Origin of the sequence: Flavobacterium sp. P21 (genome assembly GCF_050632225.1) — a bacterium.
Lineage (GTDB): Bacteria > Bacteroidota > Bacteroidia > Flavobacteriales > Flavobacteriaceae > Flavobacterium.
Genome location: NZ_CP192585.1, coordinates 3,193,524 through 3,209,200 on the forward strand (window position 1 = coordinate 3,193,524; position 15,677 = coordinate 3,209,200).

Consider the following 15,677-nt stretch of genomic DNA (forward strand, 5'->3'; position numbering starts at 1 on the left):
AGATCATGAAAAACTTAAAAATAGCATTGTCCCTATTGATACTTATAAGTATTACTAGTCGCGATGATTTCTTATCAGAGAAACCAGATAATAGAACAGAAATTGATACACCAGAAAAAATAAAGGAATTATTGGTAGAAGCTTATCCTCAAATGAGTTATTTTGAGATTGCTGAAACAATGTCTGATAATGTTTTTGACAGTGGTTTAGCTACTACACTAATAAAAAATGAGCAAAACTACAATTGGGAAATCAACACAGAAGCAACCGATATTGATACTCAAGCCTATTATTGGGATGCTTGTTATAAAGCAATCGCTCACGCCAACAAAGCATTGCAAGCAATTGAAGAATTAGGGAATCCAGCAAGTTTGAATCCGCAAAAAGGCGAAGCTCTAATGGCAAGAGCATATTCACATTTTATGCTGGTTTCATTATGGTCAAAGCGTTATAATCCATCGACGGCTAATACTGATTTAGGGATTCCGTATGTAACAAAACCAGAAACAGAATTGCTGACAAAATACAAAAGAAATACAATTGCTGAAGTTTTTGCTTTTCTTGAAAAAGATATCGAAGATGGTTTAAAGTATGTGACAAACGATTATAAAGAACCAAAGTTCCACTTTAATGTCGTCGCTTCGAAAGCCTTTGCAAGTAGATTTTATTTAGTAAAAGGAAACTGGGATAAAGTTATTGAATTGTCTAACGATTTAGGTTCGAAACCAGTAGGCAAATTAAGAGATTTTGCAACTTATGAATCTATAGGTGTAGAAGATCAACAGTTAAAATATGGTGCAAGTGATGTTGAAACCAATTTATTGATTGTTTCAGCAAATACCATTGTAGGGAGATTATACTCTTTAAACCGCTATAATTTATCAGGTTTGCGTCGTCCGGAAATTTTCGGATCAACTACAAACCTTTTTAATAAAGCTTATTATTACAACTTCTATTCTTCAAACGGAAGTATTACTTTGTTTCTTCCAAAATTCTATGAATACTTTAAATATTCTAATGTAACAGCTGGAATTGGAGATCCTTACGTTGCTGAAGTTTTATTAAGCAATGACGAGTTTTTCTTGAACAGAATAGAAGCTCACGTAATGAAAGGCGATATCGCTACAGCTACTGCAGAATTAGAGTATTTCTTAGCGACAAGAACTCCAACTTATAATCCAACAACAGATAAATTAACAGAGGCAAAAGTAGTGGCTAAATTCCCTGTAATTGCAGATGAATATACTCCATTCTATGCAATGACACCGGTACAGACCTCTTATGTAAAAGCAATTGCAGAAACAAGAAGAAGAGATTTTATTCACGAAGGACTTAGATGGTTTGATATTAAGCGTTTCAACATTGTTGTGAAACACGAAACATCAAACAAACCAGCGAACACATTGGTAAAAGATGACAACAGAAGAGCTTTGCAGATTCCGTTGCATGCTTCAAACACTGGTATAGAACTAAATCCTAGATAATCTTAAAATTGAAAATTATGAAATTATTAAAATATAATAAAATTGCGGTTTTAGCACTAGTTTCAATAACACTATTTTCATGTGGCAGTGATGATCTTGTAGGAGAGAGTCAGTTAGATTTTACGCAACCTGAAAAAACAAGTTTAGATAACTGGATTGATGGTACTTATCTAAAACCATATAATATTAATGTTCAATATAAATGGAATCAAAACACGGTAGACAATAGCCGTTATTTATTTCCGCCTACAGTTGATAAAGTAAAACCAGCTCTTGAAATAGTGCAAACAATATGGCTTAAAAGTTACGCCGCAATTGGCGGGCCGGACTTTGTAAAGAAAATTGCGCCACGAGAAATTGTTTTGGTTGGAGGGGTCAATTTAAATAGTGTTGGAACAAGAACTTTAGGATTGGCCGAAGGAGGACAACGAGTTACTTTGTTTGAAACAGATTATATTGATAAGTCAAACCGTGCAAACGTATCAGAGTTCATACATACCATTCAGCACGAATACATTCATATTTTAAATCAAAACAAGCCTTTTGATGAAAAAACTTGGAAAACATTAACTCCAGGCGGTTATACAGCTGATTGGTACAATTATGAAATTCCAGAATCAAATGAGCTTGGCTTTATTACAAGTTATGCAAGATCAAATATTAATGAGGATTTTGCCGAAACAGCTTCAATGATTCTGATTTATTCAAAAGCTGAATATGCGACATTTTTGGCAGGTATTCAAAGTCCTTTTGCGCTTCAAGCTTTAAAAGCTAAAGAAGCAATTGTGGTAAAATATTTCAAAGAAGCTTTTAATATGGATTTTTACGCTTTGAGAGATGAAGCCGAAAAAAATACAACATCTGTAATAAATTAAAATTAGCATTATGAAAATGAAACAACTATATAAGTATTTATTTGCGGCTATTTTAATACTGCAATTGACTGCATGTAACAATAATACAGATGCAGAACAACTATTTGAAGAAACGCCTACGACACGTTTAAATAATCAAAAAGCGGAATTAAGCGAGGCTTTGCTTTCGTCACAATATGGATGGAAAGCGGTTTATTTTACTGATAATACAGTTTTGGGAGGCTATACTCATTTGTTTACGTTTGCAAAAGATGGAACTGTGCAAATGGCTTCTGATTTTGATGATGACACAAAAACGTATAAAAGTGAATACGCAATTCAAGTTGGAAGTACAGTAAGTTTGACTTTTACGACACACAACAGAATTCACCTTTTATCAGATTCAAACAATTATCCAATTCCAGCATTGCGAGCAAAAGGTTATTTAGGAGATTTTCAATTTCTTTATTACGGACAAGAAAATGGAGAAATCATTTTTAAAGCCAACAGAAATAATCATGAAGTTCGATTTGTAAAAGCAACTGCAGATGATTGGGCAAATTTGTCTAAGAATCTAGATATGGAGCAAAATGTTATTGGTGGAGAAGAAAGACCACTTTTTAGACTTCTTGAAACAAACGATGGTAAAGCCATTCATAAATTTGATTTTTCATTTACAGCGGCAACGCGTTTTGCAAACTCAAATTCTATTGAATCTGGTTATTCTGTTAGCTACAACATGGGAATTGGCTACACGCCAACTGGAATTATTGTAAGTCCAGCCGTTGAAGTTGGAGGACAAAAACTTTCTAATTTCATTTATAATGATGCTGATGGAAGTTTTACAGCAACTGGAACGGGCGGTGTATCTGCAATTATAAAATACACTGATAAACCTTTGGTTCTTACAGATGATTATAAATTTATGCTTCCTGGACAGCCATTAGCATGGTTTGGATTCTTTGTAGATGATTATACGATAGATTCTCCTGCAAATTCACCTTTATTTTATGCTGAGCTAGAAAAAGTTAATGCGGCTTTGCCGGCAGGACAAAGTATTGCTTCTATTCAGATATATGGTAATCATTCTATCGGAACTTTTATTTATTACACTTTCGTGGGAAGAGGCGCGCTACAACATCATGTAACTGTTCAAGAAGATGCGGCAGGCAAGAAAATAATCTTAAAGCATAAATCTTGGAACGGAAACACTACTGTTGCAACACCTGCTTTCTTGGCTAGTATTGATAAATATTTCATGGATCCTCAAGGACTTTATGTAAAAGCGGAAAGCTTCAGATTATTCTATTCAGATCCTGTATATACATTTACAAGTGCATCAAGTCCATTTAGGATGACCACTTGGAAACTTAATTAGTTTTTAGTTTTGTTTTAATTTTGGAGGTAAAGCGACCCATTTTATGGGTTGCTTTTTTTCACTATTTTTTAAAGAAGAGTATCATTAATAAATAATAAAAATATTTGCTAAAGTATGATGAAAAGAATTATAACTCCGGTGAATGTTATTTTCCTTTTTTGGGGATTTGTATTGCTTACGTTTTCAGAATCATATCCGCAATACACAAGATATTATTTGTATGCCTCAATTCTTATAATTTTTCCTGTAATGGTTATAAATCTGACAAAACAGCGAAAAGAAGACAAACAAAACGGAACGATAAAATTTCAATCTGCTATTTTTAAGATGTTTATTGTGGCTGTATTGCTTGCAATCGGGTATTTACTAACGCGACAAAATTATTTATAGATTTTATTTTTTGTTTTTATTTTTTTGAGCTAAAAGCAATCCAATTTTTGGGTTGCTTTTTTGGGTTAAAAAAGAAGATTAAATGCCATTTTTTGTACTTCAAATTTTATTAAACGCCCAAATAATCTATATTTGTATTTCAAAAAATAAAAACGAATACCTTAATATGAAATTACTAGAAGGAAAAGTAGCAATCATTACGGGCGCTAGTCGCGGAATTGGAAAAGGAATTGCTGAAGTTTTTGCTAAACACGGCGCAAACGTAGCATTTACATATAGTTCATCTGTCGCATCTGCAGAAGCTCTTGAGGCTGAATTGAATAGTTTGGGAGTAAAAGCGAAAGGTTATCAATCGAATGCGGCTGATTTCAATGAAGCACAAGCTTTTGTTGACGCTGTTTTGGCTGATTTTGGAACGGTTGACATTTTGATCAACAACGCCGGAATTACAAAAGACAACTTATTAATGCGTATGTCTGAAGCTGATTTTGACCAAGTTATTGATGTTAACTTGAAGTCGGTTTTCAATATGACAAAAGCAATCCAAAAAACATTTTTGAAACAACGTGCTGGTTCTATTATCAATATCAGTTCTGTTGTAGGTGTTTCTGGAAACGCTGGTCAAACTAACTACGCGACTTCTAAAGCAGGTGCAATTGGTTTCACAAAATCTGTAGCGCTTGAATTAGGTTCTCGTAATATTCGTTGCAATGCAATCGCCCCTGGTTTCATCGAAACTGAAATGACTGCAAAATTACCTGAAGATGTAGTAAAAGGATGGAGAGACGGAATTCCATTGAAACGTGGAGGAACTACAGAAGATGTTGCAAATGCTTGTCTTTTCTTAGCTTCAGATATGAGTGCTTACGTTACAGGACAAGTTCTTAACGTTTGCGGAGGAATGCTTACCTAAGGAGTTGATTGTTTATGGTTTGTTGTTTATTGTTCTGCAACCAAAACTATAAACCAAAAACTATAAACTATAAACCCAAATAATATATGACTACAAACACGATTTTTTTATTATTGCTTTCTTTAATAATTGCTGGTGGGTTGTCGTATTTTCAATATTTTTTAAAGCCAAAAACAAATCGAATCTGATTTGGTTTTTGGCTTTTTTGCGTTTTTTGGCCATTTTTGGATTATTGGTTTTATTGATAAACCCAATAATTTCGAAAAATTCGCTTGAAGTTATAAAAACGCCTTTGGCAATTGCAGTTGATAATTCAAGTTCAATAACAGCTTTAAAATCAGATAAAAAAGTTGTTGAATTGTATCAAAAATTGATTTCAAATCCTGCTTTAAAGGAAAAGTTTGAAATTCAATCGTATCAATTTGATGCCGATTTTAAATCTTCGGATAAATTTGATTTCAAAGGCAATCAAACCAATCTTGATGAAGTTGCCAAAAATCTAAAAAGCATCAACAAAAACCTGACTTTCCCAACCGTAATTATTACCGACGGAAATCAGACTACAGGAAACGACTACGTTTATAGATTCGATCCTGCTAATAAAGTTTATCCTTTGGTTGTGGGAGATACAACCACTTTTTTCGATTTAAAAATCAATCAACTTAATGTAAATAAATACGCTTTTAATAAAAATAAATTTCCTGTCGAAGTTTTTCTTCAATATTCAGGAGACAAAGCTACAACTGCTGATTTTACTATTTCGCAAGGGAATTCAGTTGTTGCAAAAGAGAAAGTTTCTTTTTCGCCTTCTAAGAAAACAGCTTCAATAAATTTGCTTTTGCCTGCAGATAAAGTGGGGTTGCAGATTTTTAGAGCTAGTGTTTCTTCAAATGCAAAAGAGAAAAACAGCTACAATAATATCAAGAATTTTGCAGTAGAGATCATCGATCAAAAATCTACAATAGCAATTGTTTCGGCTATAAATCATCCAGATATTGCGGCTTTAAGACGTTCAATTGAAGTTAATGCCCAACGTAAAGTGATTTTGGTTAAACCAAATGATATCAATCAGTTGCAAGAAGCTTCTGTTTTGGTTTTATATCAACCAAATGCATCTTTCAAAGCCATTTTTGACAACAATAAAAATGCAGGAAGAAATATCTTCATCATCACAGGAAACAATACCGATTTCAATTTTTTAAATCAGCAACAAAACAATCTGATTTTTAAAATGAGCGGACAAACAGAAGATTATTTATCTGAATTCCAATCTCAGTTTAATCTGTTTGCAATCGATAATATAGGTTTCGAAAATTTTCCTCCATTACAAAATGCATTCGGAAGCATTTCAACAAACGGAAATGTTTCGGTTTTGCTTTCTTCAAGAATCAGAAATGTTTCTACAAATGCACCTTTATTGGCTTTCGCCGAAAATCAAGGAAAAAGAACTGCTTTTCTTTTAGGAGAAAACAGCTGGAAATGGCGTTTGCAGAGTCATATCGACAATCAATCTTTTGAAAAATATGATGTTTTTATAGATAAGATCATTCAGTTTTTGGCAACTTCGGCTTCAAAAAAATCTTTGGTGGTAACGCATGAAAGTTTTTATAATTCGGGAGATGAACTTGTCATCAATGCGCAATATTTCAATAAAAACTACGAATTTGACGAAAAAGCAAGATTGACAATTTCAGTTACAAATGCCGAAACGAAACAAAGCAAAAACTACGATTTATTAAAAGGAAATAATTCCTATTCCGTAAATCTAGACGGATTAACTGCCGGAAAATACAATTTTACAGTAAAAGAATTAAATTCAAATACTTCGTATTCTAGTCATTTTGAGATTTTAGATTTTGACATCGAAAAACAATTCGTAAATCCTGACGTTTTAAAACTAAAACAATTAGCTTTACAAACTAATGGAAAAGCATTCTTCGAAAATCAGGCAGATGATTTGATTAACACGCTTTTAGAAAACAAAGAATACAAATCAATCGAGAAAAACGTTTCAACAAAAACACCAATAATTGACTGGGTTTGGTTGTTGATCTTAATTGCCGCTTTATTAACAACGGAATGGTTTGTTCGGAAGTATAATGGACTTTTGTAGTTTTTGTGCTTTGCCTACGGGACATAAAGAATGTTGTTAGGCTTTAAGTTACCAATATGTAATCTCTACGAGATTGTTTGCTATTTGTTTTAGCTCCGTTAGGAGCTTGATGTTGGTAGAAAAAAGAATATTTGATAAAGAGGTTACCAATATTTAATCTCTAGGAGATTGTTTGCTATTTGTTTTAGCTCCGTTAGGAGCTTAATGTTGGTAGAAAAAGAATATTTGATAAAGGTTACCAATATTTAATCTCTACGGGATTGTTTGCTATTTGTTTTAGCTCCGTTAGGAGCTTGATGTTGGTAGAAAAAAATATGTGATAAGTAAAGTTGTCCCTTAGGGACTAAATAGTAAGCGAGTTTGGTTGCTGATTTTAATCTTAGCTCAATTAACAACGGAATGGTTTACTGTAATGAAATATAATCGAATTCTTAGCGTTTTTTAATCTGTGATTATAAAATATAAAGTCTAAAATTATGAAAGTTAAATTCTTTTTTATTGTAGTATTCTTGACGGTGATTTTTTGCTTTTTTCATTTTCGAAGACAGATAATACCAACAAAAGCAATCTTTTGGAAAACACGATCCAGCAACGTTTTCAACTGCCTCAGGGATTTGTGAGAGAAGAGGAGCCTAAAACTTCGTTTGGATCTTTTTTGCGAAATCTTCCATTAAAACCCCAGGGTTCAAATGTTTTGTATTTTGATGGATCTGCAAAACCAAATAGAAACGTTTATGAAGCGGTTGTGGATTTGCCCATTGGAAAACAGGATCTGCACCAATGCGCTGATGCCGTGATGCGTTTGCGAGCGGATTATTTTTATAGCCAAAAACAATACGATAAAATACATTTTAATTTTACAAACGGTTTTCGAGCTGATTTTAGTAAATGGGTCTCAGGTTACAGAATTGCAGTTAAAGGCAATAAAACAAGTTGGGTTAAAACTGCAAAACCATCTGACAGTTATGAAACTTACTGGAAATACTTAGAGACGGTTTTTATGTATGCAGGGACGGCTTCGCTAGAAAAAGAACTGAAACCAATTAATGTTTTAGATATAAATATAGGGGATGTTTTCATAAAAGGAGGCTTTCCGGGTCATGCAGTTATTGTAGTTGATATGGCTGTGAATCCAAAAAACAATCAGAAAATTATTCTTTTGGCACAAAGTTATATGCCAGCACAGGAAATTCAAATATTGAAAAATCCAAATAATAGTTCGTTAAGTCCTTGGTACGCTGTTGATTTTGGAACTTCTCTGAAAACCCCTGAATGGACTTTTAGTTCTTCACAATTAAAACGTTTTTAAATGAAACAATTCCTTTTTTTAGTCCTTATATTTCAAAATGCTTTTTCTCAAGAAATTCCATTGAATGTTCAAAAATTAATTAAAGCATATCCAGATCAAATTGTTGGTTATAAAGACAATAAAATTATTTTTAGAGATAAATCAAGTTTAATTTATGATGATTTTAAAAATAAAACGGATCAAGAACTTTTAGATAATCCTGATATTGAGGATCAATTTAAGTTTGTTTATAATAGAGCAGATAAGAATTTTGTTCCAAAGGAAGATCCAGGAAGAATTCGAAATGAAGCTTTTTTTAAGAAAATCTACGGAAGTTCAAAATCAGAAGTTGAATCAAAAATGACTGAAATCATTTGGTGTCCGAAATTAGTTAATCAGAGTGTAAAAGTAACGACCGTAAATGGAATTGATAAAATAGTAAAAAAACTCTCGGAAGAATTAGATAATAATCCAGAATTTAAAAAATACATTAGTGATATTGGAGGAACATTTAGTTGGAGGAAAATTTCAGGAACAAACCGATTGAGTATGCATAGTTTTGGAATGACAATTGATATTAATGTCAAAAATTCTAGTTATTGGCAATGGGATTGTAAATGTAAAAATGAAGATGCTACTCTTTCGTATAGAAATCAAATTCCACTCAAGCTAATTTCAATTTTCGAAAAATACGGTTTTATTTGGGGAGGAAATTGGAAACATTATGACACAATGCATTTTGAGTATCGACCTGAACTTTTATTGTAAATTTTAAATTATTTCGTTGCAAAAAAAAGTGGATTAGGAATTAAAAATTTATGATTATGGATTTCAGGCTAAAAGTATTTTACACTGTTGCGCTCCGCCTTAACTTTACTAAAGCGGCGACCGAATTGTATATTACACAACCTGCAGTTTCAAAACACATTCAAGAACTCGAAGAAACTTATAAAACCAAACTTTTTGAACGAAACGGTTCTAAAATAGCTTTGACTCCAGCTGGGCAAATTCTATTAAAACATACCAAAGATATTTTTGAAATTTACCGTGAAATAGATTTTGTAATGAGTTCATTTATCAGTGAGCGTCAAGGTTTGCTGAGATTAGGAGCAAGTACAACAATTTCTCAATATGTTATTTCTCCAGTTTTGGCACGTTTTCACCAAAAACAAAAAGATATAAAAGTCAATTTGCTGAATGGAAATACAGAGCAGATTGAAAATGCTTTGATTAATAAAGAAATTGAAATAGGAATTGTTGAAGGGCAATCTAAAAATCAGTCGATTAAATATATTCCGTTTTTAAAAGATGAATTGGTTTTAGTGTGCGGCAGTAAAAATCCGTTGGCGAAGCAAAATGAAATTTCGGTAAATGATTTAAAATCAATGAAATTCATAACAAGAGAACGTGGTTCAGGAACACTTGAAGTTATAGAATTTGCTTTAAAAAATATAAAATTGAAACTTTCTGATTTGCAAATTGAAATGCAGTTAGGAAGTACAGAAAGCATAAAATCCTATCTTTTAAATTCAGATTGTTTTGCGTTTATGTCTATTCATGCTGTTGGCAATGAATTGAAAAACAAAGAATTGACGGTTTTGGATGTGAAAAATTTAACTATCGAAAGATATTTTTATATTATTACTTTATTAGGGAAGTCAGATCCTTTATCAGAATTGTTTATTCAAAATATCTCGTATCACTATAACTTAAAGTTATAGCAGATTGTTATTTGCGATTGGTGATTCTGCTAAAAACAGCTGACCTTTGCAAAGTAAATATCAATTACCTTTATTTTGAAAACAAAACAACAAACAGCATCACAATTATTTGAAATCAATCAATCTTTGCAACAATTACTTTTTGCTCTAGTAATTTTGTTGTGCTTATTTTCGATTATTTCGCCACCAATTGCTTTGTTATTAGGTATTGTGCTTGTGAATGTTTTCGGAAATCCATTTGTAGAATTTAATGCCAAAGCAATTACATTTTTATTGCGGCTTTCCGTTGTTGGATTAGGCTTCGGAATGAATGCTTCAAGCGCTTTTTCAGCTGGAAAAGAAGGTTTTGTATTAACTGTATTTTCAATTTTCAGCACCTTAATTTTTGGATTTCTATTAGGGAAATGGTTGAAAACAGAGAAAAAACATCTCACTTAATTTCGTGCGGAACAGCAATTTGCGGAGGAAGCGCAATTGCGGCGATTTCGCCAGTAATCAAGTCAAATGAAAATCAGACTTCGATTGCATTGGGCGTTATTTTTATCCTAAATTCAATTGCATTATTTGTTTTTCCGTTTATTGGACATCAATTGGATCTATCTCAAAAAGATTTTGGGTTATGGTGCGCCATTGCCATTCATGATACCAGTTCTGTTGTTGGCGCGAGCAAATAAATATGGTGCTGAAGCTTTGCAAATTGCGACAACGGTAAAATTAGCCAGAGCATTATGGATTATTCCAATTTCGCTTATTACAGCCGTGATTTTCAAGAACAAATCCCGAAACGTCGGGACAAAAATAAAGATTCCTTATTTCATCGGACTGTTTATTTTGGCAATGTTGTTGAATTCTTACGTTCCAAATATTTCTCATTTTGCGCCACATATTGTAAATGTTGCAAAAATTGGATTGACGATAACTTTGTTCTTGATTGGCGCTACTTTAAATTTTACAACTTTAAAAGCAGTAGGAGTAAAGCCTTTGCTTCAAGGTGTTTTTCTTTGGATTTTTATAGCAGTTTTAAGCTTAGTTTCGATTGTTTATTTAGGATAATGTTATTTCACATTGGAGAATTTTACGATTGGTTTGTCAATCATTTTGTAAAATTTTCCTTTGAATGAATAATGCCTTTCGACTACAAAGTTAAATTGCTTTTTAGTTTTTGCCATTTCTGTAAGTTCAGCAGGTAAATCAACTTCAAAATCATCTTCTGTTCCTTTAGCTTTTTTGTATGAACCTGTTGTAATAATTTTAAAATCTCTGAAAAATTTTTTATTGTTATCTGTAATAACAGCATAAGAGCTTGACCATTGTGAACTAATACTATTTGTAAGTGAGTAATTGTCAACTTCCATTAAAGGTTGGTATTTCCCGTCAAATCCTGCAATTATGTAAAAATAACCGTTGTACGGAGCGCCTGCACCACCATTTGCATGTAAAAGAGACAAAGCATATTGGTCTTCTCCAATTTCAACCAATTTTGGAATTGGACATTGCGCAAAAGAACCAAATGCGGCAACTGCGGGTTGAAAAGATTTCATTTCCCAAGAATTGCCATTTTTTGCAAATTTTGCCAAACCAAGTAGTCCTCCAGAAAAACGCCCTGTCTGAAGTCCATCCTCATCATGAACAGAGTGATTAAATGTTACTATTTTAAACTGGTTTCCTTTGGAATCTTTATAATCAATATTAGCTAAAAGTCTGGTAGCAACGCCTTCTGTATAAGGGAACAACTGATCTCCTTCAACACCGTTTACATCTAGAAAAGGAGCAGGTTTGCAAGATTTGCATTTCCAACTTATAAAAGTGTTTTTATCAGCGTAATGGTATATTTTCCCTGGAAATAATTTCAACATTGCAGTTTCCACATTAAATGGCTCGGCAATTTTTAATGTTCTTTTAGTGTTTAAAATAGTATCGCTAACATTTTTTAGTTGGATATCAGCTTCTTGTGCGAATGAAATTGTAGTCAAGAAAAGAAATAGATGTAAAGGAACAAGGCGCATAGTGATTTTGTTAAATTGTAAAATCAAACTTACAAATAAAATTTGAGCCAGAAATAAACTTATGGCACTTATAAAGCTCAAAATGGACAAAAAATTAAATTAGTACAATCTTAAATAGTATTCTTTGAATTATCTTTAAATTATGTGTAGATTTGCCCCCTCAAATAACAAAAAACAAATGAAAAACTTCAGAATGAGACCAAGGTTAATCGCCTTATTTGCTTTAATTATTGGTTTTTTTACTTTATCATGGGGTATTGTTGGCCATGAAAGAATCAACAAAGCGACTGTAATGGCTTTGCCAAAACAAGTACAAGTATTCTTTTACAATCACATTGATTTTATTACTCAAGAGGCTTCAGTTCCAGACATTCGTAAATATGCTTTAAATTATAAAGAAGAGAATGGGAGACATTATTTTGATATGGAAAATGTTGGACCTGCTGAGAGTTTGCCACAGACATTAGAAGAAGCAAAACAAAAATATGATGCTAAATTCTTAAATGACAATGGAATTTTACCATGGTACATTGAAGAAATGATGGCAAAGTTGACTAAAGCTTTTAAAGATAAAAACAGAGCTGAAATTTTATTTCTTGCCGCAGATTTAGGTCATTATATTGGAGATGCGCACATGCCTTTGCATACTTCTGCAAATCATGACGGACAATTGAGCGATCAAAAAGGAATTCATTCACTTTGGGAAAGCAGATTGCCAGAATTATTCGCAAAAAACTATAAATTAAATGTTCCTGAAGCACAATATTATGAAGATGTTCATAAAGCAACTTGGGCTATGATTAATGATACACATAGTTTAGTTAAGCCGTTATTGGACATTGACAAAAAATTGAGAACTTCAACTCCAGAAGATGGTGTGTTTAAGAAAGATGCTGAAGGCAAAATTTTGAAAACAAAATACAATACTGCTGTTTTCTCTGAAGAATATGCTGAGAAATTGCATAAAGATCTGAATGGAATGGTTGAGTCTCAAATGAGAAAAGCGATCGCCGCAACAGCAAGTTTTTGGTACACAGCGTGGGTAAATGCTGGAAAACCAGATTTAAGCACTTTAGATGCTCCAGCTGTTACTCAAAGAAATTATCCAGCTTTGCAAGACGATTTAAAATTATACCAAAAAGGTGATTTATTCGGAATGAAAAATCAAAACGATTAAGTTTCGATCAAGTTCAAATAAAAAAGAAAGCCTCAAGTTCTTAGGAATTTGAGGCTTTCTTTTTTGTTTTTATGGCTTCTTATAATTTTTCATCAGCATACAACTTGGCATGTTTTGCTTTTAAATCATTAAACTGATATTGTTTTTCTTTTAATAAATAAGAAGCTGATTGATAATAAGAAATGGCATCATTTACCAAATCGGTTCTTTCAGTTTTCAATGGACTTTCTTCGTACATAATTTGAAAATCCTTGGCAACTCCTGCCATTGGTTTTAATTTTAAGGCATATTGCTTTACTACTTGTTTTGGCGACAAAATAGTCAAAACATTATCTTTTATAAGTCCCAAGTCTTGATAAGTTGCGATGAAAGCTCTCGGTTTATAATCGGTTTTAAAAACGTCTTGGCCGAAAAATTTGCTTTCATAATCAAAATGCAACATTCCAAAAAGCGTCGGCATTAAATCAATTTGCGACATCAATTGGTTGTATTGCGCTGGTTTTTGATTTGGCGTGTAAATAAAGGCCGGAATTCTATATTTGTCTAATGGAAGTTGCGTTTTTCCTGCACTTGAAGCGCAATGGTCGGCCACAATAACAAAAACAGTATTGTTGAACCAAGCTTGTTTGCTTGCCATTTCGAAGAATTTTCGAAGCGCAAAATCAGTATATTTTACACCGCCTTCACGAGATTTAATATCACCTGGAATATCAATTTTATTATTAGGATATGTAAATGGCCTGTGATTGCTCACCGTCATAATATGATTAAAGAAAGGTTTGTTTTCCTTAGCTTCGGCGTTCATTACTTTGATTGCTTTATTGTACATATCTTCATCACAAACTCCCCAAACATTTGAAAACGTGATTTCTTCTGGAGAAAAGCTTGATTTGTCTACAATTTGATATCCATTTCCAGAATAAAAATCTCTCATGTTGTCAAAGAAAGCATCGCCTCCATACATGAATTTTACGTTATAGCCTTTTTCTTTAAAAACAGATCCAGTTGAAAATTTGTTTTTGTTGTCTTCGCGTTTCACAACGCTTTCGCCCGCAGTTGGAGGCAAGCATAAAGTCACTGCTTCAAGACCGCGAACAGTTCTATTTCCTGCGGCGTACAAGTTGGTAAACTGCAAGCTTTTTTGTGCTAAGCTATCAAGGAAAGGAGTAATGTTTTGTTTGTTTCCGTAAGCCTTCATAAAATCGGCACTATAACTTTCGATTGTAATCAGGACAACATTTTTATGATTTTCAAGAGAATCATTAGTGATTTTTCTGGTAGTATTGTCGCCTGAAATATTAGGAAATTGCTCTTTTAAATTAGCAAATGCCTTATCATTCGGCAATGTCTTGTAAAACTTGAAATAATCTAATTTGTTGTTTTGGAAAGCCAAGTAAAACTTATATATTCCGTTTGATTGCAATTCGTTGACAAAAACATTTTTAGAGTTTTCAGTTTTTGACATCGTTGGAACTGCAAATAAAGAAATCAAAAACAGACCTAAATAGATTCCTGAAATTTTTAATTTTTCATTTAGATTAGGAATTTCTTCCAGATAGTTTTTGGATCTTTTTAAAATAAAATAAGTAATAGTGGCAGTGATAATAAAAAGAACTGAAAAAATAGGAACCACAGGATAAGATTGCATGATATTTCCAATTACTTCATTCGTGTAAATCAAGTAATTTACTGCAATGAAGTTGTATTTTACTCCAAATTCATTCCAAAAGAAATATTCGCTCAATCCATTTTGAAGAATCAATAAAACGTAAAGGAAAATAACAAAAGCAAATAACCAATATCTGATTTTGTCTCTCCATTTTGGAAGAAAAAGCAATAGCGAAAAAAGGAGTGTTTTTATTCCAACAAATATTAAAACAATTCGTGGCAAAGCACCGCCGTATTCATCTAATATGCTTTTTCCTGAAGCAATATATAAGAGCAAAGCAACAAAACCGCTAAGGATAATGTATCCGTATGGTTTGTTGTATTTTGTATTAGAAATGAAAATTAAATAAAGCCATAAAAATCCACTCGCCAATACAAAAACAAAAAAGTCAGAAACTAATCCTAAACTGAAAATCTTTAAACTTTCAAGGATTGTAAATGAGCTCTGTGTTATTGGGTGAAAGAAAAGAACAATTCGCAATAAAAAACTAACTAAAAAATAGAAGATTGCGAGATTGTAAAAAGGTGAAAACTTTTTATAAAAAACCATGGTATTATATTTTATGCAAAATTAATTTGCATTAATGAATGGCAGATGAAGATATGCTTTTACCTTGCTTAGCGTTAACTTAATGTTGTCTTAAGATGATTAAATTGGTTTATTATAGAGCATTAAGGCTATTTC

General features: G+C 32.5%; 12 protein-coding genes and 2 pseudogenes. 12 read left to right on the forward strand and 2 right to left on the reverse strand.

Annotation, left to right across the window (positions count from 1 at the left end; translation table 11 throughout):
* Nucleotides 1-5 precede the first annotated feature (5 nt).
* From ACQ9BO_RS16020 to ACQ9BO_RS16070, 11 genes and pseudogenes are all read left to right on the forward strand, one after another.
* The gene (locus tag ACQ9BO_RS16020; RefSeq protein ID WP_431241551.1) at nt 6-1,484 is read left to right on the forward strand and encodes a RagB/SusD family nutrient uptake outer membrane protein; all 1,479 of its coding nucleotides are present in this window, start codon (nt 6-8) and stop codon (nt 1,482-1,484) included.
* 17 nt (nt 1,485-1,501) lie between these two features.
* Entirely contained in the window at nt 1,502-2,359 is an 858-nt protein-coding gene (locus tag ACQ9BO_RS16025) for a zinc-binding metallopeptidase (RefSeq protein ID WP_431241552.1), read from the forward strand.
* A 16-nt stretch (nt 2,360-2,375) separates the two neighbouring features.
* A complete protein-coding gene (locus ACQ9BO_RS16030) occupies nt 2,376-3,716 on the forward strand; it encodes a DUF4302 domain-containing protein (RefSeq protein WP_431241553.1) in 1,341 nt (446 codons plus the stop codon).
* Between the two features lie 114 nt (nt 3,717-3,830).
* Nucleotides 3,831-4,106 (forward strand): hypothetical protein, encoded by a 276-nt coding sequence (locus ACQ9BO_RS16035; RefSeq protein WP_431241554.1) that lies wholly within the window; start codon nt 3,831-3,833, stop codon nt 4,104-4,106.
* Nucleotides 4,107-4,272: 166 nt separating this feature from the next.
* Nucleotides 4,273-5,019 (forward strand): 3-oxoacyl-[acyl-carrier-protein] reductase, encoded by a 747-nt coding sequence (fabG, locus tag ACQ9BO_RS16040; RefSeq protein WP_431241555.1) that lies wholly within the window; start codon nt 4,273-4,275, stop codon nt 5,017-5,019.
* Nucleotides 5,020-5,105: 86 nt separating this feature from the next.
* Nucleotides 5,106-7,132 (forward strand): annotated as a pseudogene (locus ACQ9BO_RS16045) (hypothetical protein).
* A gap of 571 nt (nt 7,133-7,703) precedes the next feature.
* Nucleotides 7,704-8,441 (forward strand): DUF4846 domain-containing protein, encoded by a 738-nt coding sequence (locus ACQ9BO_RS16050; protein ID WP_431241556.1) that lies wholly within the window; start codon nt 7,704-7,706, stop codon nt 8,439-8,441.
* Nucleotides 8,442-9,188, forward strand: a complete 747-nt coding sequence (locus ACQ9BO_RS16055) for a M15 family metallopeptidase (protein ID WP_431241557.1) — start codon at nt 8,442-8,444, stop codon at nt 9,186-9,188. It abuts the gene before it with no gap.
* Between the two features lie 56 nt (nt 9,189-9,244).
* On the forward strand, nt 9,245-10,141 hold the full coding sequence (locus ACQ9BO_RS16060; RefSeq protein ID WP_431241558.1) for a LysR family transcriptional regulator: 897 nt from the start codon (nt 9,245-9,247) through the stop codon (nt 10,139-10,141).
* A gap of 216 nt (nt 10,142-10,357) precedes the next feature.
* A pseudogene (locus ACQ9BO_RS16065) lies at nt 10,358-10,815 on the forward strand (YeiH family protein).
* Nucleotides 10,754-11,194, forward strand: coding sequence for a putative sulfate exporter family transporter (locus tag ACQ9BO_RS16070; RefSeq protein WP_431241559.1), 441 nt, complete (start codon nt 10,754-10,756; stop codon nt 11,192-11,194). Before ACQ9BO_RS16065 ends, ACQ9BO_RS16070 begins: the two are co-directional and overlap by 62 nt.
* A gap of 2 nt (nt 11,195-11,196) precedes the next feature.
* Here the strand turns inward: ACQ9BO_RS16070 and ACQ9BO_RS16075 are convergent, their stop codons facing one another.
* Entirely contained in the window at nt 11,197-12,174 is a 978-nt protein-coding gene (locus ACQ9BO_RS16075; RefSeq protein WP_431241560.1) for a hypothetical protein, read from the reverse strand.
* A 166-nt stretch (nt 12,175-12,340) separates the two neighbouring features.
* Here ACQ9BO_RS16075 and ACQ9BO_RS16080 point away from each other — a divergent pair, with 166 nt between their 5' ends.
* Complete coding sequence (locus tag ACQ9BO_RS16080; protein WP_431241561.1) at nt 12,341-13,324, forward strand: zinc dependent phospholipase C family protein; 984 nt, start codon at nt 12,341-12,343, stop codon at nt 13,322-13,324.
* A 79-nt stretch (nt 13,325-13,403) separates the two neighbouring features.
* Here the strand turns inward: ACQ9BO_RS16080 and ACQ9BO_RS16085 are convergent, their stop codons facing one another.
* Nucleotides 13,404-15,542, reverse strand: a complete 2,139-nt coding sequence (locus ACQ9BO_RS16085; RefSeq protein ID WP_431241562.1) for an LTA synthase family protein — start codon at nt 15,540-15,542, stop codon at nt 13,404-13,406.
* Nucleotides 15,543-15,677: the final 135 nt, after the last annotated feature.